The sequence below is a fragment of the Thermomonas carbonis genome, assembly GCF_014396975.1.
In the GTDB taxonomy this organism is placed as follows: Bacteria; Pseudomonadota; Gammaproteobacteria; order Xanthomonadales; family Xanthomonadaceae; genus Thermomonas; species Thermomonas carbonis.
The window spans coordinates 2,333,673-2,359,027 of sequence record NZ_CP060719.1 but is presented as its reverse complement, the minus strand read 5'-3'; the positions used below and the strand labels follow the sequence as shown (position 1 = coordinate 2,359,027).

Here is a 25,355-nt window from a genome sequence, read left to right as displayed (position 1 = left end):
GCTCACTTCGCCGCAGTACGCGCGGCGAGGGCTTCCTCGCGCTCGGTCTCGATGATGTCCTTGCGCTTGGTCGCCTGTTCTTCGCTGAGGCTGTCCTCCTTCGCCTCCAGCAGCGGCGCGATGTAGCGCGCGCGCAAGGCGTCGGCTTCGTCGCGGTTGCCCGCGCTGCGCAGCATGCCTTCGAGTTGCCAGGCAGCATCCACGGTGCGCGCGTCGTCCGCGCCCAAGGCGTCTTCGCGGATTTCGAGCAGGGTGCGCCACGAAGCCATCGCCAGCGCCTTGTCGCCGAGTTCATCGGCCGACTGCGCGCGGATGTCGAAGCCCATCTGCACCTGCGGATGCTTGTCGCCGAGTTGCGTGCGCGCGACCGGCAGGTAGCGATCCAGTTGCGCCAGCGCAGCCTTCGCCTGCCCGGCCTGATACAGCGTGGCGGCGCGATTGAGCTGGATGAAAAGCGTGTCCGGATGCTCCGGCCCGAGCCGGCGCGTGCGCGCCTCTGCCACCTGCTCCTGCAGAGCAATCGACTCGTCGAAGCGCTTCAGCCGCGCGTAGATCGTCGACAGATTGAGCTTGGAACGCAGGGTCTGCGCGTCTTCCGCGCCGAGCACGCGGGTGCGCGCCTCGACCACGGCTTCGGCGACCGGCAGCGCTTCGGCGGGCTTGCCGCTGTCGTTGAGCATGTTGGCCAGGTTGCCGCGCTCGCCCAGCGTCTGCGGGTGCTCGGCACCGAGCCGGCGCGTCTGCGTCTGCACCAGTCCTTGCTGCAAGGCGACGGCACCATCCTCGTCGCCGGTCATGATTCGCATCACCGCGAGGTTGTGCAGCGAGGCCAGGGTGTCGGCATGGCCGACGCCCAGCACCTGGGTACGCAACGGCACCAGCCGTTCCATCAACGCGCGACCTTCTTTTGCCTCGCCCATGCGGCCAGTGAGGATCGCCAGGCTGTTGGTGACCTCCATCGTGGTCGGGTCGCGCTCGCCTCGCAGTTCCAGGCTGTCGGCGCGCACCGCTTCCAGCAGCGCCCGCCCCTTCGGTCGATCGCCGAGCGAGGCCACCGCCTCCGCCTGGTTGAGCCGCAACTTGATCCGCAGCGCATCGCTGGGCAGCAACGCGGCGGCATCGGCCAACGCGGCTTCGATCAGGACCAGTGCCGGCTTGGCCTCGCCCGCTTCCAGTATCGCGCTCACCTGCGCTTGCCGCGCGCGCAGGGTTTCCGGCGCTGAACGTCCGAGCGCGCCGACGCGATAGTCGGCGACCTGCGCGAAACCGCGCGCGGCGTCTTGCGGCAGGCCGAGTGCCATCCGCACGCGCGCCACGGATTCGCGCAGGTCGGCGGCCAGTGCAGGCTCGCGGGCGAAGTCGCGGTCGATCGCGCGCTCCGCATTCGCCAGGATCTGCTGGTCGATCAACCCCCGTGCCACGTCGGCGGTGCTGGCCTGCGCCAGCCCGCGATCCAGCGCCTGCGCGTCCACGGGATCGCCTGACGCCAACTGGCCGCGCAAGCCGTCGGCCAGGCCGATGCCCATCGCCTCGATGTCGATGCCCTGCAGCATCGATTGCTGGAACGCCGCGACCTTCTCCAGCTCGACGGTGCGCTGTTCGGCGATGGCGCGCTGCGCACGCGCCTGCAGCAGGCCGTAGACCGACAACGCAAGCCCGCCGACCAGCGCCAGCGCGACGAACGATGCCGCGGCAATGCCGGTGCGATGACGCTGCGCGAACTTGCGCATCGCATACCCGCGCGAGGCCGGCACCGCCTGCACCGGACGGGCATCGATGAAGCGCTGCAGGTCGTCGGCCATCGCCGCGGCGCTGGCATAGCGTTCATTGCGGTCGTGGCGCATCGCCTTCGCCACCACCCAGTCCAGCTCGCCTTGCAGCACCCGGCGCATCCGCGACACCGGTTCGCCATGCGCCTTCGCCAGCCGCTCGGCATCGGCCGGGGATAACGTGGACAACTGCGCGGATGGCAGGCGCAGGGTGCGGTCGCGATCGGTGACGGTTTCGCCCGCGATCAACGGACGCCGGCCGGTGAGCAGCTCGCTGAGCACCACGCCCAGCGCATACACATCGCTGCGCGTATCGACCAAGGCCTGGTCGCCGCCGGCCTGTTCGGGACTCATGTAGTCGGGCGTGCCGGCGACCTCGCGGCCCTCGGTCAGCGAGGTGGCGGTGGCGATACCGAAGTCGATGATCTTCGGCAGCGCGCGGCCGTCGACCTCGTCCACCAGCAGGTTGCCCGGCTTGAGGTCGCGATGGATCACGCCTTTCTGGTGCGCGTGCTGCACGCCTTCGCAGACGCGGATGAACAGCGCGATGCGCGCGTCGGTTGGCATCGCGTGCGCATCGCAATACGCGGTGATGGGACTGCCGGCGATGAACTCCATCGCGAAGAACGGGTGCCCGTCGGCGGTGGTATCGGCGTCGAAGACCTGGGCGATGGCGGGATGGCGCATCTGCGCCAGCAATTGCCGCTCCACCTCGAAATAGGCCAGGTGGCGGGCATCGAGTTTCTGCGCGCGCAGCAGCTTCAGCGCGACCGTGCGCCGCACCGGCTCCAGTTGTTCGGCGCGATAGACCTCGCCCATGCCGCCGCGACCGAGCAGCGACTCGATGCGATAGCGACCGAGCCTAGCGCCCGGCGGCAACGCAGACGCTTCGCCCACCCTCGCATCCGCCGCCTGCGAGCGCGTCGCCAGCAGCTCGGTGCGCTCGGGATCGTCGTGCGGACCCTGTGCCATGGCTCCCCCTTTCGCCCGATTCTAGCGAACACCGCGACTGCGCTTGTGCAGGCGCTACACTGCGCGCGACTGTTGACGCTGCCGCCGACGGAATGGAACCGGACACCGAGCTCCACGACACCACCCAGCGCACCGTGTTGAGCCACGGACCCTTGCGGTCCGCGCCACGCTCGGCCTGCGTGGTGGTGATCCATGGCGAGGGCCTGGGCCGACGCGCCGACATCACCGATGCCGCCGTGCTGGTCGGTCGTTCGCAGGAAGCCGACCTCGTCATCGCCCACAAGAGCGTGTCCCGCGAGCACTGCCGGGTCTGGCGCGATGGCAATGGCTACCGCATCCGCGACCTCGGCGCGACCAATGCCACCCGCGTGAATGACGTGCGCATCAGCGGCGACACCGCGCTGGCCGACGGCGACCAGGTCACGGTGGGCGAAAGCATCCTCAAGTTCATCAGCCAGGACAGCGTGGAGGCGAGCTACCACGAGGAGATCTACCAGCTCGCCACCCACGACGCCCTGACCGAGTTGTACAACCGCCGGCATTTCATCGAGATGGCCGACAAGGAAATCGCACGCTCGATCCGCCATGCGCGGCCGCTGTCGCTGTGCATCGTCGATGTCGACCTGTTCAAGCCGGTCAACGACCGCTACGGCCACATTTCCGGCGACGAAGTGCTGCGCCAGATCGCCCTGCTCCTGCGCCGCCACGTGCGCAGCGACGACATCGCCGCGCGCATCGGCGGCGAGGAATTCGCGTTGCTGCTGCCCGAATGCGATGCCGAAGCCGCGCGCGTGTTCGCCGAACGCCTGCGCGAAGCGGTCGCCGACGCGCCCTTTGCACCCGGCGGCGAACCGCAGCGGATCACCGTCAGCATCGGCATTGCCGCGCTGTCGCCGCAACGCGATACCCGCCCTGCGCTGATGGCCGCCGCCGACACCGCGTTGTACCGCGCGAAGAGCGAAGGGCGCAATCGGGTCTGCGTGGAAGCCTGAGCCTCAGCGCGGCTGCCACGGCCGCTGGCGGTGCGGGAACACCAGCAGATAGGCACCGACCACCCAGCCGATCGAGAATGCCCAGCCGGCGAGGATGTCCGACGGGTAGTGCACGCCCAGGTACACCCGCGACAGCCCGACCATCAACACGAACGCGGTCATCGGCACAGTCACCCACCAGCGCCAGCGCGTGTGCCAGGCCAGCAGGATCAGCACCATCGCCAGGGTGATCGAGCCCATCGCATGGCCGCTGGGAAAACTGAAACTGCTCTCCGGCGCGATCGATTCCCACAGCGTCGGCCGCTCGCGCGCGAACAACTGCTTGGCACCCAGGTTGAGCAGCGCCGAGCCGATGATCGCGATGCCGGCGAACAGGCCCTCGCGCAGCTTGCGCATCGCGGCCAGGCCCAACACCAGCACGACATCGACGGGCACCACGCCCCATTGGTAGCCGAGTTTCGAGAACAACAGGAACGCGCGGTCGAAGCCGTCGCGGGCAATGCCCTGGGCGAACTGCAGGACCGGCGCGTCGAACGGGAACGGTTCGGCGTCGCGGACGTCATCGGCCAGTTCGCCGAAGCCCCACAGCGGCAACAACAGGCCGGCGAAAGCCAGCAGCAAGCGCCGCCAGCGCTGCCGCAGGAACGCGATGCCGAAACGGGCGTCTTCGCGCGCAACCTCCACCGCCTCGTCGGCCGAGTGCGGCAGATGCGGTTCGGTGGGAGGCGTCATGCGTGCGGCGATCGGTCAGTCATGGCAGGCGCGGATGATAGCCATCGCGGCGTGGAGGCCGGTTCACGACGCGGTGCGCTACAGATAGTCCTCGATGCGCACCGCATCGACCTGCTCGGCGCGCATGAAGCGCTGCGCATAGTCCTGGTGCACGCCGCTGCGCAGGAACAGCTCGAACAGTTCCGGGTCGATGTGCTGGTCCTGGCGCATCTTCGCCATGATCGACAGTGCCTCGGACAGGGTCTTGCCGGGCTTGTACGGCGGTCCGCGGCGGTCAGCGCCTCGAAGATGTCGGCGATCGCCATCATCCGCGCCAGCGGGCTCAGTTGGCTGCGATCCAGTCGCTTGGGATAGCCGGTGCCGTCCATTTTTTCATGGTGGCCGCCGGCGATCTCGGGCACCTCGCGCAGGTGGCGCGGGAACGGCAACTCCCCGAGCATCACGATGGTCTGCACCATGTGCTCGTTGATCTTGTAGCGCTCTTCCGCGGTCAGCGTGCCGCGGCTGATCGACAGGTTGTGCAGCTCGCCGCGGTTGTACAGCAGCTCCGGCACGTCCATGCGGAAGCCCCAGCGGTTGTCGTCCGGGATGCGTTCCGATTCCGGCCGGGCGATGCGGTGTTCCGGCTTGTCGGCCAGCAGGGTTTCATCCGCGGGAAGTGCCGCAGCTTGCGGTGGCTTGCGCGCCAGTTCGTCGCGCGACAGGCCGAGGCGATCGTCCAGGGTGCGCTGCCAGCGGCGTGAGCCGATCTCGCGCAGCCGCGCCTGCTTGTCCGGCGAGAGGAATTCGCCGCCGACATTGCATTGCGCGACGAAGGCGAATTCGCTGTCGAGCGTGGCCTGCAGTGCATCGCGTGCCTGCCGCAACGCAGTCTCGTCGCCGCCCTGCGCCACGCCGCGCCAGTAGTCGATGTCGGCATCGCGCTTGAGCACCTCGAAGCGGGTGCGGATCTCGTGGATGCGGTCGTTCACCGTCTCCAGCTTGGTCGCCTTGTCGACCACGTATTCGGGCGTGGTGACCTTGCCGCAATCGTGCAGCCAGGCCGCGATATGCAGGGCTTCCCACTGCTCGGTATCGAGGTCGAAGCCGGCATACGGGCCGGCCTGCGTTGCGCAGGCCGCGCGCGCCAGCATGAAGGTCAGCTCCGGCACGCGCTCGCAATGGCCGCCGGTGTAGGGGCTCTGTGCGTCGATGGCACCGGCGACCATGCGGATGCTCGCCTCCATCAGCGCTTTCTGTCCGCGCAGCAGTTCCTGCGTTTCCAGCGAGGTCGCCGCACTCGCCGCCAGCGCGGCGATGAAGCTCGCGCTGGCCTCGTCGATCTCGCCGTCCTTGAACAGCAGCAGCATGCCCAGCAACTGCTCGCGGCGATCCTGCAAGGGCAACGCAAGCGTGCCGAACGCGGCGAACTCGGGTTCCAGGCCGAGCGCCTGCAAGTCGTCGCCGGACAGATGACCGCCCACCGGCCGCATCGTCGCGCGCGCATCGGCGAGCAGGCGCGGCAACGCATCCTGCGCCAACGGTGGCAAGTCGCGCACCGCGTTGGCGCGACCACCGCTGGTGTCCATCGCGGTGGCGCGCAACGCATCGTCGGCGGCATCGACCAGATAGAGCACGCCGGCACGCGCACCGGCGATATCGACCATCTTGTCGAGCAACCATGGCTGCAGGGCTTCCAGGTCGGTCTCGGTGGCGAGACGGCGGTTGATTCGCAAAAAACGGCGCACCGCATCGCGCATCTGGTCGAAGGCACCGCCGAGCTGGTCGATTTCCCGCACCGTCGAATGGATCAACGGGTGGTCGTTGAAGTCGAAGTGGCGGACCGCCTCCGCTTCCTTCGCCAGCGCTTCCAGCGGCGCGGCGATCCTGCGCGACGCCAGCAAGGCCACGATCGCCACCGCGCCGAGCAGCAAGCCGAACTCGGCGAGCCCCGGAATCACGTCACCAAAATGCCGCAGCACGAGCGCAGTCGCGACCACCAGGCCGAACGACAGCAAGGTGATGTGCAGGTAGAGCGGGATGCTGGTGCGCTTGCCGTGCATGGCGCCCCCCAAGGCGCGTGCGATGCGACCGAGTCTAGCGCGCCGCGGCGCTGTCGCGGATCAGTCCGGCCGGCCCGCGCGGTAGCGGCGGTCCACGTATTCGTCGATCAAGGCCACGAACTCGTGGGCGATGTTGTCGCCGCGCAGGGTCACGGTTTTCTCGCCATCCACGAAGACGGGTGCCGCCGGCGTTTCGCCGGTGCCCGGCAGCGAGATGCCGATGTTGGCGTGGCGCGATTCGCCGGGGCCGTTGACGATGCAGCCCATCACCGCGAGGGTCATGTTCTCCGCGCCGGGATGGCTGATCTTCCACTCCGGCATCTTTGCGCGCACGTGGTTTTGGACCACGCCCGCGAGTTCCTGGAAGAACTCCGAGGTGGTGCGCCCGCAGCCGGGGCAAGCGGTCACCATCGGGGTGAACGCGCGCAGGCCCATGGTCTGGAGCAGTTCCTGCGCCACGATCACCTCCTGCGTGCGCGAGGCGCCCGGCTCCGGGGTCAGCGAGATGCGGATGGTGTCGCCGATGCCTTCCTGCATGAGCACGGCCAAGGCCGCGCTGGACGCCACGATGCCCTTGCTGCCGATGCCGGCCTCGGTCAGGCCCAGGTGCAGCGCGAAATCGCTGCGCGTGGCGAGGTCCCGGTAGACCGCAACCAGTTCCTGCACGCCGCTGACCTTGGCGCTCAACACGATGCGATCCGCCGGCAAGCCGATTTCCACGGCACGATGCGCGGAATCGAGCGCCGAGCGGATCAGCGCCTCGCGCATGACCCGACCGGCATCCCAGGGCTCGGCGCGCAGGGCGTTCTCGTCCATCAGCATCGCCGCCAGCGACTGGTCCAGCGAGCCCCAGTTGGCACCGATGCGCACCGGCTTCGAATACTGGATCGCGAACTCGATCAGCTGAGCGAACTGGGTATCGCGCTTCTTGCCGAAGCCGACATTGCCCGGGTTGATCCTGTACTTCGCCAGCGCTTCCGCGCAAGCCGGCTCGTTGGCCAGCAGGGTGTGGCCGTTGTAGTGGAAATCGCCGATCAGCGGAACCGCGATCCCCATCATCGCCAGCTTGTCGACGATGCGCGGCACCGCCGCGGCGGACTCGGCGTTGTTCACGGTGATGCGCACAAGTTCCGAACCCGCCCGCCACAGTTCGGCGACCTGTTTCGTGGTCGAAGCGACATCGGCGGTGTCGGTATTGGTCATCGACTGCACGACCACCGGCGCAGAGCCACCGACCTGAATCCCGCCGATCGAGACCTGGCGAGTGGAGCGGCGCGGCGCGGGGCCGAACTGGTGCGGGCTGGAATGCGTCATGCGGCCATTTTAGCGGCCTCCTCGCGTCGAAGCTCTGCCTTGCCCCTCGAGTTCGCCGCTTAGGCTCCGCATCCGGTTCCGATGCGCGGCCGCGCGCCATCCATGGCGAGCTCGAACTCGAGGGGCAAGGCAGGACTCCGACCCAACCATCTCGGCCATCGTCGTATCCTGCGAAAATGAGCCAAGCGCACATCCTCACCCCCAGCCAGCTGAATACCCTGGCCCGCGACCTGCTGGAAGGCGCGTTCCCGCTGGTGCTGGTCGAGGGCGAGATCGGCAACCTGTCGCGGCCCGGTTCCGGACACCTGTACTTCACCCTCAAGGACGCGCGGGCGCAGGTGCGCTGCGCGTTGTTCAAGCCGAAGAGCCAGTGGCTGAACTTCGCCCCGCGTGAGGGCCTGCGCGTGCTCGCGCGCGGCCGCCTGACCCTGTACGAGGCGCGCGGCGACTACCAGTTGATCCTCGATTCGATGGAGGAAGCCGGCGAAGGCGCGCTACGTCGCGCGTTCGAGGAACTGAAGGCACGATTGCAGGCCGAAGGCCTGTTCGATACCGCCCGCAAGCGTCCCCTGCCCGCGCATGTGCGCCGGCTTGCGGTGCTGACCTCGCCGAGCGGTGCGGTGATCCGCGACATCGTCAGCGTGCTGCGAAGGCGCTTCCCGCTGGTCGAAGTCGACCTGTTGCCGGTCCCGGTGCAGGGCGACGCTGCGGCTGCGCAGATCCGCACGATGCTCCAGCGCGCCACCACCAGCGGCCGCTACGACGTGGTGTTGGTCGCCCGTGGTGGCGGTTCGCTGGAAGATCTGTGGGCGTTCAACGACGAAGCGCTGGTGCGGGCGATCGCCGCCAGCCCGGTGCCAGTGGTGTCCGCGATCGGCCACGAGACCGACTTCACCCTGGCCGATTTCGCTGCCGACCTGCGCGCGCCCACCCCTTCGGCTGCGGCGGAATTGCTTGTGCCCGATCGGACCAACCTGCTCGCGCAGCTGCATGGCCTGCATCGCCAGTTGCAGTCGCAACAGGCCAATCTCCTGCGCCAGCGCGCGCAACGCATCGACCGCGCGTTCTTGCGCCTGCATGCACTGCGCCCGCAGGCGCGACTCGATGCGCTGGCGCGGCGCGGCGAACAAGCGTGGCTGCGTTTGACCAACGCCATGCAGCGGCGGCTGGAGCAGGAGCGCGCGCGGCTGCGACATGCCGATGCAGTGCTACGCGCTGCGCATCCACGCCGCCGCATCGACCGCCTGCGCGAACGCCTGCAGTCGCTGCGCGGACGCCCGCAATCGCTGCTTGCGCGCCACTTGCAACACGAAGCCCTGCGCCTGCGCGGACTGGCGCGGTCGTTGCATGCGATCAGCCCGCTGGCCACCGTCGCGCGCGGTTACAGCATCCTCCAGCGCGAAGACGGCCATGTGGTCCGCGGCATCGCCGACGCGCAAGCGGGCGATGCCCTGCAAGCGCGCCTGCACGACGGACGCCTGCACTTGCGCGTGGAAGCAACGGAGTCCGCGACATGAAAAAACGCTGGCCGTATTACCTCGCCAACCGACCCGTCCAGGCCAACGCCGCACTTGAGGTATTCGACAAGTTCAGCGGCGAGCGCGTGGCACGCACCGCATTCGCCGATGCCGACGCCATCGAGGCCGCCATCGCCGCCGCCCACGCCGCGCGCGAACCGATGGCCGCGTTTCCGCCCGACGCCCGCCGTGACGTACTGGAACATTGCGTGGCGCGCTTCCAGGCCCGCAGCGAGGAACTCGCGCTGGTCCTGTGCATCGAGGCCGGCAAGCCGATCCGCGACGCCCGCGGCGAAGTCACCCGATTGATCGACACCTTCCGGATCGCCGCCGGCGAAGCGACCCGCATCGGCGGCGAGGTGCTGGAACTGCAACTGTCGCCGCGCACACGCGGCTATCGCGGCATGACCAAACGGGTGCCGATCGGCGCCTGCAGCTTCATCACCCCGTTCAATTTCCCGCTCAACCTGGTCGCCCACAAGGTCGCGCCGGCGATCGCCGCGGGCTGCCCGTTCGTGCTCAAGCCGGCGGCGAAAACCCCGCTGGGCGCATTGATCATCGGCGAGGTGCTGGCCGAAACCGACCTGCCCGCAGGCGCGTTCTCGATCATGCCGTGCAGCAACCAGGACGCATCGGCGCTGGTGGAGGACGAGCGCATCGCCCTGCTCAGTTTTACCGGCGGCCTGGTCGGCTGGGACATGAAAGCGCGCGCCGGGCGCAAGAAAGTCACCCTGGAACTGGGCGGCAATGCCGCCTGCATCATCGATGCCGATCCGGGCCGGCCGCTGGACGAAGTGGTCGAGCGTCTCGTCTTCGGCGCGTACTACCAGAGCGGCCAGAGTTGCATCAGCGTGCAGCGCATCCTGGTCCATCGCGATCTTCACGATGCGCTGGTGAAGAAGCTCGTCGCGGCGGTCAAGAAGTTGAAAGCCGGCGATCCGCGCGAGGAAACGACCTTCATCGGCCCGGTCATCGACGAAGCGTCGGCGAAGCGCATCGACGGCTGGATCGCCGACGCCATCCGCGGCGGTGCGAAGGCGCTGGTGCGCGGCAAGCGCACCGGAAACCTGCTGGGCGCTTCGCTGCTGCGGGATGTGCCGCGCGACGCCGATCTCTACTGCAAGGAAGCGTTCGGCCCGGTCGCCTGCATCGAGGCCTTCGATGATTTCGACGAGGCCATCGCGCGGGCCAACGACAGCGACTTCGGCCTGCAGGCCGGTGTGTTCACCGCCCGCATCGAGCATGCGATGCGGGCCTGGGATCGACTGGAGGTGGGTGGCGTGGTGGTCGGCGACGTGCCGAGTTTCCGCGTCGACAACATGCCTTACGGCGGGATCAAGCACTCGGGCTTGGGGCGCGAGGGCGTGCGCCATGCGATCGAGGACATGACCGAGCCGCGCCTGCTGGTGTTGCGCGACTGAGGCCCGGGGCTCAGCTCGACGGCGGCGGCACGTACGGCACCGGCGGCGCCGGCCGGCCGAACAGGTAGCCCTGCGCGTACATGCAACCCAGGTCGTGCAGGCGTTCGCGCTGGCGCTGGGTTTCCACACCCTCGGCGATGATCTCGATGCTCAGGCTGTTGGCCAGCGCGACGATCGCGCGGATCACCGCCACGCTCTCGGTGCGCACATCGCCGTCCAGGCCTGAGACGAAGCTGCGGTCGATCTTCAGGCTGGCGATCGGGAAACGGTGCAGGTACGACAGCGCGGAGAAGCCGGTGCCGAAGTCATCCAGCTGCGCCAGCACGCCGTGCGAACGCAGCATGTTCAGGCTTTCGCTGGTGCGCGGCGCGTCGTCGAGCAAGGCAACCTCGGTGATCTCGATGCGCAGCCGCGATGGCGCGACCTGCGCCGCATCCAGCAGGTCCAGCAGTCGGCTGGCGAAATCGGGTACACGGAAATGCCGCGGTGACACGTTGATCGCCACGTAGCCCGGCATCGGATAGCGGGCCATGTCAGCGACCACCCGCGCATACATCAGCCAGTCCACCTGCTCGATCAATCCGCTGTCCTCGCCCACGTCGAGGAAATCGCCCGGCGTGAGCAGGCCTCGCTGTTCGTGGCGCCAGCGCAGCAACGCCTCCTGGCCCACGCGCTCGCCGCTGACCAGTTGCACGATCGGTTGGTAGAACGGCTCGAACGCTTCGCTGTTGATCGCCCGGCGCAGGTCCGATTCCATGTCGAGGATGCGGGTCGCTTCATCGCGCATGTGTTCGTCGAACATCACCGAGCGGTCGCGGCCATCGCCCTTGGCGCGATACATCGCGGCATCGGCATCGCGCAGCATGTCTTCGCCGCTGTCGTAGCGCGCATGCGACAAGGCGATGCCGATGCTGGCGGTCGGGAACAGTTCGCGCCCGGCCAGCCAGACCGGCGCGCCCAGCGCGGCCAGCACGCGGCGGCCGAGTTCCGCGGCCATGTCCGGGCCGTCCAGGCTTTCCGCGAGGATCGCGAATTCGTCGCCACCGAGCCGCGACACCACGTCGCCCGTGCGCACGCTGCCGACGATGCGGCGGGCGGCCTCGATCAGCAGTTCGTCGCCCACCGCGTGGCCGGCGCTGTCGTTGACCAGCTTGAAACGGTCCAGGTCGAGGAACAGCACCGCGAAACAGGCCTGCGGGTTGCCGCGCGCCACCGCGATCGCCTTGCCCAGGCGTTCCAGCAACTGGGTACGGTTCGGCAGGCCAGTCAATGCGTCATGGGTGGCCTGGTAGGTCAGCTTGCGTTCGGCGCGCATGCGCTCGCCGATCTGTTCGACCAGCTCTGCATTGGCCTCGGCCAGTTCGCGGGTGCGCTCGCTGACCCGCTGTTCCAGCCCCGCATGTGCGTGCATCAAGCGGTCCTGCGCTTGCTTGCGGGCCAGGCTGCTGCCGATGTGGTACGCGACGAAGGTCAGCAGTTCCTGGTCGCGGGTAGTGAAGGCGATATCCGGCGAATAACTCTGCACCGCGATCACGCCGACCACCTTGTCGTCGTAGAGCAACGGCACGCCCAGCCAGCAATGCGCCAAGGTGCCGATGCTTCGGACCTTGCCTTCCGACTCCAGCCGGCGGATCCGCGCACGGTCGGCCAGCAGCGGCTTGCCGTTGCGCAACACGTATTCGGTCAAGCCGTTGGCGACCCGGCGCGGCTTGCGCATCTGGTCGCGGTCGTCCACCGAATAGGGGAACTCCAGCATGCTGCCGTCGATGGTCAGCATCGCGATGTAGAAATTGCGCGCATACAACAGGCCACCGACGACCTTGTGGATCTCGGCGTAGAAGCGCTCCAGCGTCTCGCTGGTCATCGAGAGTTCGGCGATCCGGAACAGCGCGCGTTGCAGTTCCTGCGCACGCTGCCGCTCCGACACCTCAACTTGCAGATCGCGGTTGGCCTGCTGCAATTCCGCGGTGCGCTCCTGCACGCGCTTTTCGAGCTGCTCGCGCGCCTCGTGGCGGTCCAGCGCGGTCAGAATGTGCTGGGCCACGTAGGCCAGCAGCGCGCGGTCTTCGTCGCTGTAGATATCGCGCTTCTCGTAGTTCTGCACCACGATCGCGCCGACCACTTGCGCGCCGCGGCGCATCGGCACCCCCAGCCAGTCGGCGCTGTCTGGACCGTTGCTGTCGCCGAACGGGATAGCGTTGTTGATCCGCAGTTCCGCCGACGGGCCGCGCAGCGCCTCGCCGGTGCGCAGCAGATGCATGGTCAGGGTGTTTTCGTCGTCGGTGACCGCCATCTCCTCGCCGGGGTCGTTGACCCATGGATCCAGGCGGTCGACGAAATACAGGAAACGCATGGTCTGCCGGTGCTCGTCGTAAAGCACGATGTACAGGTTGCCGGCATACATCAACTCGCCCACGATGGCGTGGATCCGGCGCAACATCTCCTGCAGTTCCAGGCTGCCGCCGGCGAGGTCGGCGATCTCGTACAACGCCTGCTGCAACCGCTCCGAACGATGCAGCGACTCGATCCGTTGCTCCGCCGACTCCAGCAGGCGGGCCAACTCGTCGCGGCCTAGCGCATCGCGCGCGGGCGCGGCACCGCGAGGCAGCTGCGCCTCATCGGCGCCATTCGGCAATGGCACGACCCGGACCCCGTTCATTCGGCGAGCATACTTGAACTACGCGATCGGGCGCCGCACCCGGGCAACCCCGTTGCACGCCCTCGCCCGTTCCCGTTTGCGTGCCCCATGCCCTGCCCGCCCCCGCTGCCTGCCGGCCGCCCTTCCCGCCAGCCACGCCAGTCCGTACGCTGGCGGCCGTGGATGCCCCGGAACCCAGCGACGAAGTACTGATGCTTGCCTATGCGGCGGGCGATGCCGCGGCGTTCGGGCAACTCTATGCGCGCCATCGCGGCAAACTGTATCGCTATCTGTTGCGACAGCTGCGCGACAACGCCCTGGCCGACGAATTCTTCCAGGATGTCTGGCAGCGGGTCGTGTCCGCCCGTGCGGGCTGGACGCCGGATGCCGGCTTCGCGACCTGGCTGTACACCATCGCCCACCACCGCCTCGGCGATCACTGGCGCAGCCTCAAGCATCGCCCCGCCGCCCCGTCCGATGCCGACGAGCGGCTGGCCCGCGTTGCCGATCCCGACACGCCCGAGCGGGTATTGTCGGAGTTCGAGCGTCGCCGCCAGTTGCAGCTGGCGCTCGATGACTTGCCCGAAGAACAACGCGAGGTCCTGCTGTTGCGGCTGGAACAGGAACTGACGCTGGAAGAGATCGGCACCATCACCGGCGTGGGTCGGGAGACGGTGAAGTCGCGCCTGCGCTACGCCATGGACAAGCTGCGCGCGGGGCTGCCGGCATGACCCGCCTGCCACGCGAACCGCTGGACGCCGACGAGCGCGCGCTGGCCGCACGCCTGCCGCGCCTGCACGGCCGTGATGAACCCGACGCAGGCCTGGACGCACGGATCCTGGCGGCCGCGCATGCCGCGCTGGGACCGGGACCGATTGCGAAGCGTCGACGCGGCTGGATCGTCCCGCTGACCGCGGCGGCGTCGGTCAGCCTGGCGGTCGGCCTGGCCTGGCAATTGCAGCCACCGACCGCGCCTTCGGTGTCGGCAGCCCCCCCTCTGATCGCCAGTGCCGACCAGGCCGGCAATGGCGAACAAGCGGTCATGCGTTCGATCGAAGCCGCACCCGCCCGCACCGCAGATGCCATGCAATCGCGACCGATGCCGAGGGTTTCGCCGCCCCCGCAAGCCGCCCCTGTCGAAGACAACGCGCGAATCGCCCGCGAAAGCGCACCGGCGACATCCGTGGCCGAAGTCCGCGCCGACGCGCCGGTCTTCGTCCCGTCGCCGCCATCCGAAGCGGCGATGGCCGATGCGATGTCGGTCGAGGTCATGGCACCGCCCCCTGCACCGCCCGCACCGCCGGCACCTGCCGCACCCGCGCCTGCACTTCCGCAAGCGGCGATGGGACGTGTTGCGGCAACCGAAGAGGCGATCAGTGTCTCCGGTACCAGGGTCAAGCCGCAGGCGAAGCGCATTCATCAAGGGAATGAAGCGGAAGCTGCCGCCGACGCAGCAACCCTCGATACGTTCGCCAATGCCATCGACGAGGAAGACGTGCCGCCGGCCACGATGGATGCGCCGGCCGCGCGCGATGCCTGGCTGCGCCGGATCGGCGAGCTGCAGCAGCAGGGCAAGGTCGACGAGGCCAAGGCCAGCCTGGCCGAGTTCCGCCGCCGCTATCCCGATGCGGTGCTGCCGCCGGAGCTGCGCAAGCTCGAACCCTGATGCCCGGCCGCGGCAGCACGCCGCTACCATGTGCGCATGACCTCCCCCACTCCGGTGCCCAAGGCGCCCATCGGCTCGCTCCGCGCGCTGTGGCCATTCGTTCGTCGGCACTCCGGCCTGTTCATGGCCTGGCTGCTGGCGCTGGCCTGTTCCTCCGCGGCGACCCTCAGCTTGCCGGTCGCGTTCCGCTCGATGATCGACCACGGTTTCAGCAGCGAGGCCAATACCGACCGCACCTTCGGGTTGGTGCTGCTGGTGATCCTGGCACTGGCGCTGGCGACCGCCGCCCGGTATTTCTTCGTGACCCTGCTCGGCGAACGCGTGGTCGCCGACCTGCGCAGCCGGCTGTATGCGCACCTGCTCGGGCTCGACGCGGGCTTCTTCGATCGCAGCCGCAGCGGCGAACTGATTTCGCGGCTCACTGCAGACGCGGAACTGCTGCGCAGCGTGGTCGGTTCGAGCATGTCGGTCGCCTTGCGCAGCGTCGTGACCGTGATCGGCGCACTGGCGATGTTGTTCGTCACCAGCCCGAAGCTTGCCGCATGGGCGGTGCTGGGCATCCCGCTGGCGGTGCTGCCGATCGTGATCGGTAGCCGGCGCATCCAGAAAGTCTCGCGGGCCAGCCAGGACCGGGTGGCCGACGCCAATGCGCTGGCCTCCGAAGCGCTCGGCGCCGTGCGTACGGTGCAGGCGCATGCGCGCGAACCGTACGAGCGCCAGCGCTACGCAACGGCGATCGCAACGGCGGTGGCGACCGCGCGCAAGCGCATCGCCGCGCAGTCGATCGTCACCGCGGTGGCGATGAGCCTGATCTTCGGCGCGATCATCCTGGTGCTGTGGTCGGGCGCGCACGACGTGATCGCCGGGCGCATGAGCGCCGGCAGCCTGGGCCAGTTCGTGCTGTACGCGCTGATCGGCGGTGGCTCGGTCGGCGCGCTGGCCGAGGTCTGGAACGAACTGCAACGCGCCGCCGGCGGCATGGGCCGGATCAACGAACTGCTGCAGGAAACCCCGCAGGTCAACGCACCGGCGTCGCCAACGAAGTTCGCCGAGCGTGTGCGCGGCGAGATCGTGTTCGATGCGGTGACCTTCCATTATCCGCAACGCCCGGACACCGCCGCGCTGCTCGATTTCAGCCTGCGCGTGCAGCCCGGCGAAACCGTGGCGCTGGTCGGCCCGTCCGGAGCGGGCAAGAGCACCTTGCTGTCGCTGCTGCTGCGCTTCCACGATCCGCAGGCCGGCACCATCCGGCTGGATGGCATCGACCTGCGCGAACTCGATCTCGACGCGCTGCGCGAAGCCATCGCCCTGGTGCCGCAATCGCCCACGCTGTTCGCCGCCAGCGCCGCCGACAACATCCGCTACGGACGCCTCGACGCCAGCGACGAAGATGTTCGCCAGGCTGCAGAAGCGGCCGAAGCCGACACGTTCCTCGATGCATTGCCCGACGGCTTCGCCAGCGAACTCGGCGAACGCGGCGCGCGGCTGTCCGGCGGCCAGCAGCAGCGCGTCGCCATCGCCCGTGCGCTGCTCAAGGACGCGCCGGTGCTGCTGCTCGACGAAGCGACTTCGGCGCTCGACGCGCAGAGCGAACGCGCCGTGCAGACCGCACTGGAACATTTGATGGAAGGCCGAACCACGCTGGTCGTCGCGCACCGCCTGGCCACCGTGCTGCGCGCCGACCGAATCGTGGTGATCGATGCCGGCCGTATCGTCGCCGAAGGCACCCATGCCGAATTGATCGCGCAGGGCGGCCTCTACGCCGATCTGGCGAAGCTGCAATTCCTCGACTGAGTGTGCCGCGCTACGCCTGAGTCGCACTCGCGCGAGCGAGCGCACGCTGCAACCCGTCGACGAATGGATCTTCCAGCCGATGGCGTCCCCACCAGCCCCGCTGGGTGCCGGCCAAGACCCGCAACATCTGCCCGCGTGCAACCGGCAGTCGACCCATCGGCAGGAACGCAAGATCACGCACGCGGGCCAGCGCATCGCGATCCGACTGGAACAGCGGCGTCAGCCAGCGGCTGAAACGGTGGTAGGCCGCCAGATGCGCACGCCGCTCGCGTTCGTAGCCGTCGAATGCCGCGCGCACATCGGCATGCGCATCCAGCGCACGCGTCAGCGCCAACGCATCCACCAGCGCCATGTTCACGCCCTGCCCGAGTTGCGGACTCATCGCATGCGCAGCATCGCCCAGCAGCACGGCACGACCGCGCGACCAGCGTTTCGGAATGGCATCACGATACGCCGCACGTGCCAGGCATTCGACCGGGAAATCATCGCCTAGCCGCTCGCGTGCATGCGGCCACAACGCATGGAGTTCGCCAAACCACGCATCGCGCCCACCCTCGCGCCAGGCATCGAACTGCGCGACCGGCAGGCTCCAGAAGAAACTCAATCGCCGCACTGGATCGCCGGGCATCGTCCCGACCGGCAGCATGCCCGCCATCCGTCGTGCGCGGTGATAGCGCTGGCGCAATTCCGTCGGCCACGGCCAGTCGCCTTCCGGCAACAGGCACCAGAGCGCACCCCACGGATACGGTGCATCGATGCGCATGCCGGTGACCGCCGCGCGCAGCGTCGACGCCGACCCATCGGCGACCACCACCGCATCGAACGGGCCATGCCATCGTCCATTCGCATCGCGCAGGCGACCGCCTTCGCAATCCAGTTCGGCGATGGCGTGACCGGCATGCAACTGGATGTCGGCTTCAAGGCCGATCGCCTGGTGCAGCAAGGCGAACAACGCGCCGCGCTGCATGCCGAGGCCACACAGGCGCGGGTCGAGGCCGACGTAGCGCATGTCCATCACCGCGCGCCCTTCAGGCGTCTCGCCGTAGAGACGCGCGACCGGTGCCCCCAACGCGCAAGCTTGGTCGAGCAGGCCTAACTGCCAAAGCGCCTGCAAGCCGGTGGGTTGCAGCAGGAAGCCGGCGCCGACCGGTCCGGGATTCGGCACCCGCTCGAAGACTTCGATCGAATGCCCCTGGCGCGCCAAGGCCAGCGCCGCGGCCTGCCCGCCGGTGCCGCAACCGACGATGGCGACATGCCGACGCGTCATCGCGCGGCTCAGCCGGCCAACATCGCCCGCAACAGCCGGGCCGCGTCGTCCATCGCCGCGGCCACGTTGTCCAGCACGTCCTGCAGGGTGATCGCTTCGTCGACATCGGGGCCGGCGCCCGCCGCCCAGTTGGCGACGATCGCCAGGCACGCATAGTCCAGGCCAAGCTCGCGGGCGATGCCGGCCTCGGGCATGCCGGTCATTCCGACCAGATCGCAGCCATCGCGGCGCATGCGCGCGATCTCGGCCCTTGTTTCCAGGCGTGGGCCCTGGGTCGCGCCGTAGCAGCCGGCATCGACCAGGGCTATGCCGGCCTGCTTCGCCGCGGCAATGATCTGTGCGCGCAGCGACGGGGTGTACGGGTCACCGAAATCGACGTGCAGCACCTCGGTGCCGGGCTCTTCGCACAAGGTCGAGATGCGGCCCCAGGTGTAGTCGATCAGCTGGTCCGGACAGGCCAGCACGCGCGGCCCGCACTGCGCGGTGATGCCGCCGACGGTATTCATCGCCAGCACGCGGGCCGCGCCGATCGCCTTCAGCGCCGCGAGGTTGGCGCGGTAGTTGATCTTGTGCGGCGGCAGCGAATGACCCTCGCCATGACGCGCCAGGAACGCCACGCGCTTGCCGGCGAACATGCCCACGCGGATCGGCCCCGACGGCGCGCCGTACGGCGTGACCGGCTGGTGGGTTTCGATATCGGCCAGTTCGCCCAGCGCGTAGACGCCGGTGCCGCCGATCACTGCGAGTTCAATCGTCATTGGCTGTTCCGACTCACCTTGATCCGTCGAGGGCACACGATCGCGCCGACGGCGCGCCCGCGTGCCCGCACAGTTGCCGGCTCATTCACCAAGCGCATAAATCGCCGGCAGGTTGCGCCCCTGCTCATGGAAATCCATCCCGTAGCCGAACACGTACGCGTCCGGCACCTGCACGCCCACGTGATCGGCGCAGATGCCGTCCACGCAACGGTCGTGGACTTTCTCGGCAAGCACCGCGATGCGCACTTCGGCCGCGCCCTGGTCTTCGCACCACTGCTTGATCGCCAGCAGGGTGTGGCCCTCGTCGAGGATGTCGTCGGCCAGCAGGACCTTGCGTCCGCGCATCGGCGTGGCCGGCCGGTGCAGCCAGGCCAGGCCGGAACCCGTGGTCTGGCCACGATAACGGGTGGCGTGCAGGTAATCGAACTGCAGGTCCAGCCCGAGTTCGCCCAGCGCGAACGCCAGCTGCGCGGCGAACGGCAGCCCGCCATTCATCACGGTGATGTACAGCGGCACGTCGCCGTCGGCGTACGCCGGGCGGATCTCGTCGGCCATGCGTGCGATCGCCGCTTCCAGGGTGGCCTTGTCGAAGACGACATGCGCCGTCGCCAGTGCATCCGCCAGTTTCGGTCCGCTCATGCCACGTCTCCCACGTTGATCGCGCCGGAGGTCGCACCGGCGTCCTGCGTCGCAACCGGAACCGTGGCCAGCTTCGCCCTCGCCTCCTCGTAGCGATGGTCGGCCATCAGGCCGTCCCATCCGCGTGCACCGCGACCCACCAGGCCAACCACGGCCATCGTGTTCAGTGTGCGCCCTTCGATCGCGCGCAGCGATTCCTCGACCATCTTCATGTTGCAGGCCAGCACCACATCGCAACCGGCGTCGAGGTGCGCGTCGATGCGCGCCTTCACCCCACCGGCGGAATGCGCCGCGGCCATGCCGATGTCATCGGAGAACACCGCGCCGCGGAAGCCCATCTGCCCGCGCAGGATCCCGCCGATCCAGCGGGGCGCGTAGCCGGCAGGTTCCGGCGCGATTCGCGGATAGGTCACGTGCGCCATCATCACTGCGTCCGCGCCGGCGTCGATGCCGGCCACGAACGGGATCAGGTCGGTGGCCTGCATCGCTTCCAGCGAACGGTCGTCCACCGCAGCATCGAAGTGGGTGTCCTCGCGGATCGAACCGTGGCCCGGGAAGTGCTTGATGGTCGCGGGCATGCCGGCTTCATGCATGCCGGCGACATAGGCGCGCGTGAAGGCGGCGACGATGTCGGGATCCGGCGAGAACGCGCGGTTGCCGATCGCCAGGTTGCCGCGGTCGAGGTCGATCACCGGCGCGAAACTCATGTCGACGCCGGTCGCGCGGATTTCGCTGGCCATCAGCCATGCATGCTCGTGCGCCAGCGCAAGCGCCGCAGCGGCGTCGGCGCGATACAACGTGTCGAAGCCGGACAGCGGCGGCAGTTTGCTGTACCCCTCGCGGAACCGCTGGACGCGACCGCCTTCCTGGTCCACGCACACCAGTTGCGGACGCTTTGCTGCTTCGCGGATCGCCTGGGTCAGCTCCGCCACCTGCGCGCGGCTGGCGAAGTTGCGCGCGAACAGCACCACCCCGGCGCAGGCATCGTGCTGCAGCCAGTCGCGCTCCCGCGCGGTGAGTTCGTGCCCGGAAACGCCGATCTGCAGCATCTAGTGTCCTTCGGTGAGATCAAGCGCCAGGCGCTCGTCCTCGCGCCACTGCGAGTACGGCCGCGAGGCCAATGCCAGATTGTAGTAGCGCTGTGCGTGAGTGGCTTCCACGCCGAGCCACTCGGGCTTGGCGAAGGCTTCATCGACGCGGCCCAGTTCGATCTCGGCGACCACCAGGCCGGCGTTGTCGCCATGGAATTCGTCGATTTCCCACAGATGCCCGGCGTGCTGCACGTAATGGCGGTGCTTGTCGATCCTGCCGCCCACGCACAGCGCGAGCAGCGCGCGCGCATCGGCCAACGGGATTTCGTACTCGAATTCCTGGCGACTGGGCCCTGCTTCGCGCGACTTGATGTTGAGGAACGCGGCCTCGCCCTCGATGCGCACCCGCACCGAGGCCTGCATCGCGCCGGAATCGACGATCGCGAGATCGTTGAGGTAGCCCTGCGCCATCGGCACGACCTTGTGCGCGGCGGCGCGCCAGGCGTCATCGACGGGCAGGAACTTGCGTTCGATCTCGATGCCCATCGGGCTGTCCTCCTCAGCCCTTCTTCGGCGGATCGAACACGGCGATCGACTCGACGTGCGCGGTATGCGGGAACATGTCCATCACGCCGGCCTCGCGCAAGGTCCAACCGGCTTCGTTGACCAGCCAGGCGGCATCGCGGGCCAGCGAACCCGGATGGCAACTGACGTAGACGATGCGCTTGAGTCTTTTCAGCGGCAGTTGCTTCAGCACTTCGATCGCGCCGGAGCGCGCCGGATCCAGCAGCAGCTTGTCGAAGCCGGCCTTGAGCCACGGCTGCGCCGCCAAGTCCTGCGCCAGATCGGCGGCATGGAACTGCGCGTTGGCGAGGCCGTTGTACTCGGCATTCGCGCGGGCGCGCTGCACCAGGCCGACCTCGCCTTCCACACCGACGACATCGCCATCGCCCGAGGCACGTGCCAGCGGCAGGGTGAAGTTGCCGAGGCCGCAGAACAGATCAAGCACCCGCTCGCCGGGTTGCACGTCCAGCAACTCCAGCGCACGCGCGATCATCGCTTCGTTGAGTTTCGCGTTGACCTGGATGAAGTCCAGCGGGCGGAACAGCAGTTCGATATCCCATTGCGCCAACCGGAACGACAGCTGCGGCGCATCGCCGGACAGCGGATGCACGGAGTCGTTGCCGCCGGGCTGCAGGAAGATCGTGAAGCCGTGCTCCGCAGCGAACGCCGCAAGCCTGGCCTGGTCGGCATCGGACAAGGGCTGCAGGTGGCGGAACACCAGCGCCACATGCGCATCGCCGGTGATGAATTCGATCTGCGGGATGTCGCGCCGCGCATCCAGGCCATCGACCAGCGCGCCGAGCGCGGCGACCTTGAAGCCGAGCTGGGGCACGACCACGTGGCACTCGCCGATGTCGGCGACGAAGCGCGGATCCTGCTCGCGGAAACCGACCAGGGTCTTGTCCTTCTTCTCGACCCGGCGCACCGAAAACCGGCCCTTGCGGCGATAGCCCCAGCTGTCGCCACGCAACGGCGGCAGCAGCGACTGCGGCGTCACATGGCCGATGCGCTGCAGGTTGTCCAGCAGCACGCCCTGCTTGGCCTCGATCTGCTTCTCTTCCGCGAGGTGCTGCAGCACGCAGCCGCCACAGGTACCGAAATGCGGGCAACGCGGCTCGACACGATCCGGCGATGCCTGCACGACCTCCAGCGTCTTCGCTTCGTCGAAATTGCGCGAGCGGGTGGTCTGCTGGACCAGCACGGTTTCGCCCGGCAATGCGCCGCTCACGAATACGGTCTTGCCGGCGTGCTGGCCGTCCGGCCAGCGGGCCACGCCACGACCGTCATGGGTCAGGTTGACGATGTCGAGGGACTTCGGGGAGTGATCGAGTCGGGCCACGTGGCGGCTAGCTGCGGGGTGGCCGGCTATTTTGGCAGATATGCATTCCCCGGGTTCCTGACAGCAGACGACCCGCCGAAGCGAGCCGTTGTCTTTCCCTTCTCCGGGAGAAGGTGGCGCGAAGCGCCGGATGAGGGTTCTGCAGCCGTTCGTTCATCGCTGCTGTCGCACCCTCACCCCAACCCCCTCTCCCGGAGGGAGAGGGGTTGAAGCGTCACTTCTGCTTCCAGCTCCCGCCGGACTGGTACCACCAACCCGGGCGAGCGCTGGCGATCCACTGGCGGGCGAACACGTCGCGGATCTGGGTTTCCCATTCGGGATGGCCATTGGCCACCGCGACTTCGCGATAGACCGCCTTGCGGTCGCGGTTGTCATCGGCGACCGCGGCATTCATGCCCACCCGATCCTTCAGCTCCAGCTTGCCGGCATCGCGCACGGTGACCAGGCCGTCAGCGGTGAAGCCCAGCGCGCCGCTGTCGAAACCGCCGCGCAACGTCGCGTTGAAACGCGATTCCATCCGCGACTGGATCGCCTGGATCGCCGGCGTCTTCAGGCTGATGTCCGGCGCCGACTGCGCCTGCGCGCTACCGATGCCGACCAGCACCCACGGGTCGAAGCCGGAGAGGTCGGACCGGATCCGCATGCCCAGCGACGCCATCCCACCCGCGGGCGCGGACGGATCCTTCATCTCGACCTTGTCGGCTTCGTTGATGACCTTCTCGACGAACTCGCGTGCCGCTTCCTTCGCCTCCGCCGCCGGGAAATAGACGTTGATCGTCACGCATGCGCTCAACAACAGCGCGCCGGCGACCGGCATGCCCAACCACTGCTTCATGACCTTGCTCCTGTATGCATCATTCGACGATTCGTCATTCCACGACCGGCGCCACTTCGCCCTTGCCGACCGCCACCAGGCGCTCGACCAGGGTGGGCCAGTCGACGTTGCGATTGAAACCGACCACGTCCAGCCGGGGCAGGCCGGCACCCTCGACGATAGTAAAGGCGTTGCCGGCCTGACTGCGATGTGAATCCAGGCCCGACATCGCGCAAATCTCGTTCGCAAGCCGACAACCGATGCCGATCCGACGATAGCCGAAATCGTCGAACAACCCGATCAGCTGGCCCTGCAAGCTGGTGACGAAGGAGGCATCGCCGACGCTGCTGATGTTCTGCACGGCGCGCTGGCTGATCCGCTGTTTGACCCCCGGCGCTTCGTCGGTGATGAAACGCGCGTCGAACGCGACCGGCGTCCAGTCGACCAGGCGCAATCCCTCGATGCGGCCGTCGATGCGTCCGGTGATGCTGCCGAAGCCGAGTACTTCGGTCAGCCGCAACAGGTCGAGGCCATCGAACGCGATGTTCGCGCTAAGACTGGGCGCGCTGCCGAACGGGCGCTCCAGCGACAGTGCCGAGAACGCCACCCGGCCGTCGAACAATTGCATCGACAGGCCGCCATTGAAATCGATGCGCTCGTCGGCGTAGCGCGCGTCCGGAATGTTGCCGCTCAGGCGCCCCTGGAATGCCGGCAGGCCCAACGCCTGCGAGACCTTGCCGAAGTCGATGTCGTCCAGCCCCAGGCCGAAGCGGATCTCCATGCCCGTTGCGTCGGCCGGCGGACGAATCACGACCTCGCGCAGGGTCATCGCGCCGCCCATCAATGGCACGCGCACGTCTTCGCGGAAGCGCAGCAGGCCGTCGGCACTGGCCATCGGCAGCCGCGCTTCACCGAATGCGAGTCCGTACAACTGGCCGCCTTGCCAGCGCAGTTCGCTGCGCACCGGCGTGGACGCCGAATAGCGCAGATCGCCATCGAGTCCGTCGAACACGAAACGACGCGCCGGGTCGCGCAGGTCCACGCCGTGCAGGATCGCATCGATCCGCGACAGCGCCCCTCCCCGCGCTTCCACATGCAAGTCCATCGCCCCGAGCAGGTCGACATCGCCCAGGCCGAACAATCCCATCCAGCCGGACAAGTAACGCGGCCGCAGCGGCGACATGTCGCGGCTGCCCACGTCGACTGCCATCGAGGCCAGCGCGCCATCGGCGGCGAATGCGAGTTTCCCGCTGGCCTGCAGCGCATCGCCGTCGCGCCACTCGACGCGCGGCAATTCCCAGCCCGCGCCGGCATGTTTGCTCGCGTCGATGCGCAGGCCAACCGGCGTTGCCGGCAACGCGACATACGTATTGCCGGCGAGGAATTCGCCGCCGCGCAGCTCGCCGTCCAACGCCATCAGCGACTGCGCGGGCGTGGTCCGATAGTCGATGCGCAGGTCGCCGCCGAGGTTCTCGCCGGCGATCGTCGCGTCCGCGGTTTCCAGGCCGATGCCGCGCAGCCGCAGCGGCCCGCTGATCCGCAACGGGCGGTTGGCGGGTGCTTCGATCACCAACGACGCATCGAGCAAGCCGCTCTTCAGCCGCGCCTCCGGCCATGCCTGCGCCAGCAGTGCCTGCGCCCAGGTGATCGGTACGCGGGTGAGATCAAGTGAGGTCAGGTCCGGCGTGGCGGCATTGCGATCCAGCGCGAAACGCGCGCCGCCTTGCGTCAACGATGCCTGCGTGGTCGCGGCATCGAACTGCACGGCCAGCCGCAATGGCGCGGCGTTGCCGGAGCGCAACACGCCATCGCACTGCCAACCGTCGTTGGCCACGCGCTGCAGCGGGCAGCGCCAGTGCAGGTTGCGATAGCGGTAGCCGAGGTCCGCGGCCTCGACCGTTCCTGCCCACAACTGCAATTCACCGGTCGTGGCGCCTTCCGGCCAGTCCAGCCGCACCCGCACCTGTTCCAGCGTGGCCACCGCGGTGCCGATCTTGGCGATCCGCACCTGCGCGCTGCGCGCGTGCACGGGCGCGGCCGCCAGCATCGCCAGCAGGGAACAAGTCGCTAAGATCGAACGCCACAT

The 25,355-nt window shown here is 68.3% G+C and carries 19 protein-coding genes; 6 read left to right on the top strand and 13 right to left on the bottom strand.

Features of this window, described 5'->3' with window-relative positions; genetic code table 11:
• Positions 1-2: 2 nt before the first annotated feature.
• A complete protein-coding gene (locus H9L16_RS10900; RefSeq protein WP_187551723.1) occupies positions 3-2,741 on the bottom strand; it encodes a serine/threonine-protein kinase in 2,739 nt (912 codons plus the stop codon).
• Positions 2,742-2,833: 92 nt separating this feature from the next.
• Here H9L16_RS10900 and H9L16_RS10895 point away from each other — a divergent pair, with 92 nt between their 5' ends.
• Positions 2,834-3,733: a GGDEF domain-containing protein gene (locus H9L16_RS10895; protein WP_187551722.1), complete on the top strand. Its 900-nt coding sequence runs from the start codon at positions 2,834-2,836 to the stop codon at positions 3,731-3,733.
• Positions 3,734-3,736: 3 nt separating this feature from the next.
• Here the strand turns inward: H9L16_RS10895 and H9L16_RS10890 are convergent, their stop codons facing one another.
• Genes H9L16_RS10890 through ispG form a run of 3 tightly spaced genes read right to left on the bottom strand, consistent with a single transcriptional unit; the run spans position 3,737 to position 7,821 of the window.
• On the bottom strand, positions 3,737-4,465 hold the full coding sequence (locus H9L16_RS10890; RefSeq protein WP_187551721.1) for a phosphatase PAP2 family protein: 729 nt from the start codon (positions 4,463-4,465) through the stop codon (positions 3,737-3,739).
• Entirely contained in the window at positions 4,462-6,507 is a 2,046-nt protein-coding gene (locus tag H9L16_RS10885; protein WP_187551720.1) for an HD domain-containing phosphohydrolase, read from the bottom strand. Before H9L16_RS10885 ends, H9L16_RS10890 begins: the two co-directional genes overlap by 4 nt.
• A 60-nt stretch (positions 6,508-6,567) precedes the next feature.
• Entirely contained in the window at positions 6,568-7,821 is a 1,254-nt protein-coding gene (gene ispG / locus H9L16_RS10880) for a flavodoxin-dependent (E)-4-hydroxy-3-methylbut-2-enyl-diphosphate synthase (RefSeq protein WP_187551719.1), read from the bottom strand.
• A 176-nt stretch (positions 7,822-7,997) separates the two neighbouring features.
• On the opposite strand from ispG, the gene xseA reads away from it, so the two are divergent.
• The gene (xseA, locus tag H9L16_RS10875; RefSeq protein ID WP_187551718.1) at positions 7,998-9,338 is read left to right on the top strand and encodes an exodeoxyribonuclease VII large subunit; all 1,341 of its coding nucleotides are present in this window, start codon (positions 7,998-8,000) and stop codon (positions 9,336-9,338) included.
• The gene (locus H9L16_RS10870; protein WP_187551717.1) at positions 9,335-10,759 is read left to right on the top strand and encodes an aldehyde dehydrogenase family protein; all 1,425 of its coding nucleotides are present in this window, start codon (positions 9,335-9,337) and stop codon (positions 10,757-10,759) included. The genes xseA and H9L16_RS10870 overlap by 4 nt, the downstream gene beginning before the upstream one ends.
• Before the next feature lie 10 nt (positions 10,760-10,769).
• Here the strand turns inward: H9L16_RS10870 and H9L16_RS10865 are convergent, their stop codons facing one another.
• Entirely contained in the window at positions 10,770-13,418 is a 2,649-nt protein-coding gene (locus H9L16_RS10865; protein ID WP_187551716.1) for an EAL domain-containing protein, read from the bottom strand.
• 191 nt (positions 13,419-13,609) lie between these two features.
• Between H9L16_RS10865 and H9L16_RS10860 the strand changes: the two genes are divergently transcribed.
• Genes H9L16_RS10860 through H9L16_RS10850 form a run of 3 tightly spaced genes read left to right on the top strand, consistent with a single transcriptional unit; the run spans position 13,610 to position 16,857 of the window.
• Entirely contained in the window at positions 13,610-14,128 is a 519-nt protein-coding gene (locus H9L16_RS10860; protein WP_425507267.1) for an RNA polymerase sigma factor, read from the top strand.
• Positions 14,125-15,063, top strand: a complete 939-nt coding sequence (locus H9L16_RS10855; RefSeq protein ID WP_187551714.1) for a flagellar biosynthesis protein FlhF — start codon at positions 14,125-14,127, stop codon at positions 15,061-15,063. The genes H9L16_RS10860 and H9L16_RS10855 overlap by 4 nt, the downstream gene beginning before the upstream one ends.
• A 36-nt stretch (positions 15,064-15,099) precedes the next feature.
• Entirely contained in the window at positions 15,100-16,857 is a 1,758-nt protein-coding gene (locus H9L16_RS10850; RefSeq protein ID WP_187551713.1) for an ABC transporter transmembrane domain-containing protein, read from the top strand.
• A gap of 10 nt (positions 16,858-16,867) precedes the next feature.
• Here the strand turns inward: H9L16_RS10850 and H9L16_RS10845 are convergent, their stop codons facing one another.
• The 8 genes from H9L16_RS10845 to H9L16_RS10810 form a co-directional block, all read right to left on the bottom strand.
• On the bottom strand, positions 16,868-18,124 hold the full coding sequence (locus tag H9L16_RS10845; RefSeq protein WP_187551712.1) for an FAD-dependent oxidoreductase: 1,257 nt from the start codon (positions 18,122-18,124) through the stop codon (positions 16,868-16,870).
• Positions 18,125-18,132: 8 nt separating this feature from the next.
• Positions 18,133-18,882, bottom strand: coding sequence for an S-methyl-5'-thioinosine phosphorylase (locus H9L16_RS10840; protein ID WP_187551711.1), 750 nt, complete (start codon positions 18,880-18,882; stop codon positions 18,133-18,135).
• 81 nt (positions 18,883-18,963) lie between these two features.
• Positions 18,964-19,521 carry a hypoxanthine-guanine phosphoribosyltransferase gene (locus tag H9L16_RS10835; protein WP_187551710.1) on the bottom strand — a complete coding sequence of 186 codons (558 nt, stop codon included), beginning with the start codon at positions 19,519-19,521 and terminating at the stop codon, positions 18,964-18,966.
• A complete protein-coding gene (gene nagZ / locus H9L16_RS10830) occupies positions 19,518-20,570 on the bottom strand; it encodes a beta-N-acetylhexosaminidase (protein ID WP_187551709.1) in 1,053 nt (350 codons plus the stop codon). Before nagZ ends, H9L16_RS10835 begins: the two co-directional genes overlap by 4 nt.
• Positions 20,571-21,098, bottom strand: a complete 528-nt coding sequence (locus H9L16_RS10825; RefSeq protein WP_187551708.1) for a CYTH domain-containing protein — start codon at positions 21,096-21,098, stop codon at positions 20,571-20,573. It abuts the gene before it with no gap.
• Between the two features lie 13 nt (positions 21,099-21,111).
• A complete protein-coding gene (gene rlmD / locus H9L16_RS10820) occupies positions 21,112-22,455 on the bottom strand; it encodes a 23S rRNA (uracil(1939)-C(5))-methyltransferase RlmD (RefSeq protein ID WP_187551707.1) in 1,344 nt (447 codons plus the stop codon).
• 214 nt (positions 22,456-22,669) lie between these two features.
• A complete protein-coding gene (locus H9L16_RS10815) occupies positions 22,670-23,290 on the bottom strand; it encodes a YdbL family probable chaperone protein (protein WP_187551706.1) in 621 nt (206 codons plus the stop codon).
• A 34-nt stretch (positions 23,291-23,324) separates the two neighbouring features.
• Positions 23,325-25,355 (bottom strand): hypothetical protein, encoded by a 2,031-nt coding sequence (locus H9L16_RS10810; protein WP_187551705.1) that lies wholly within the window; start codon positions 25,353-25,355, stop codon positions 23,325-23,327.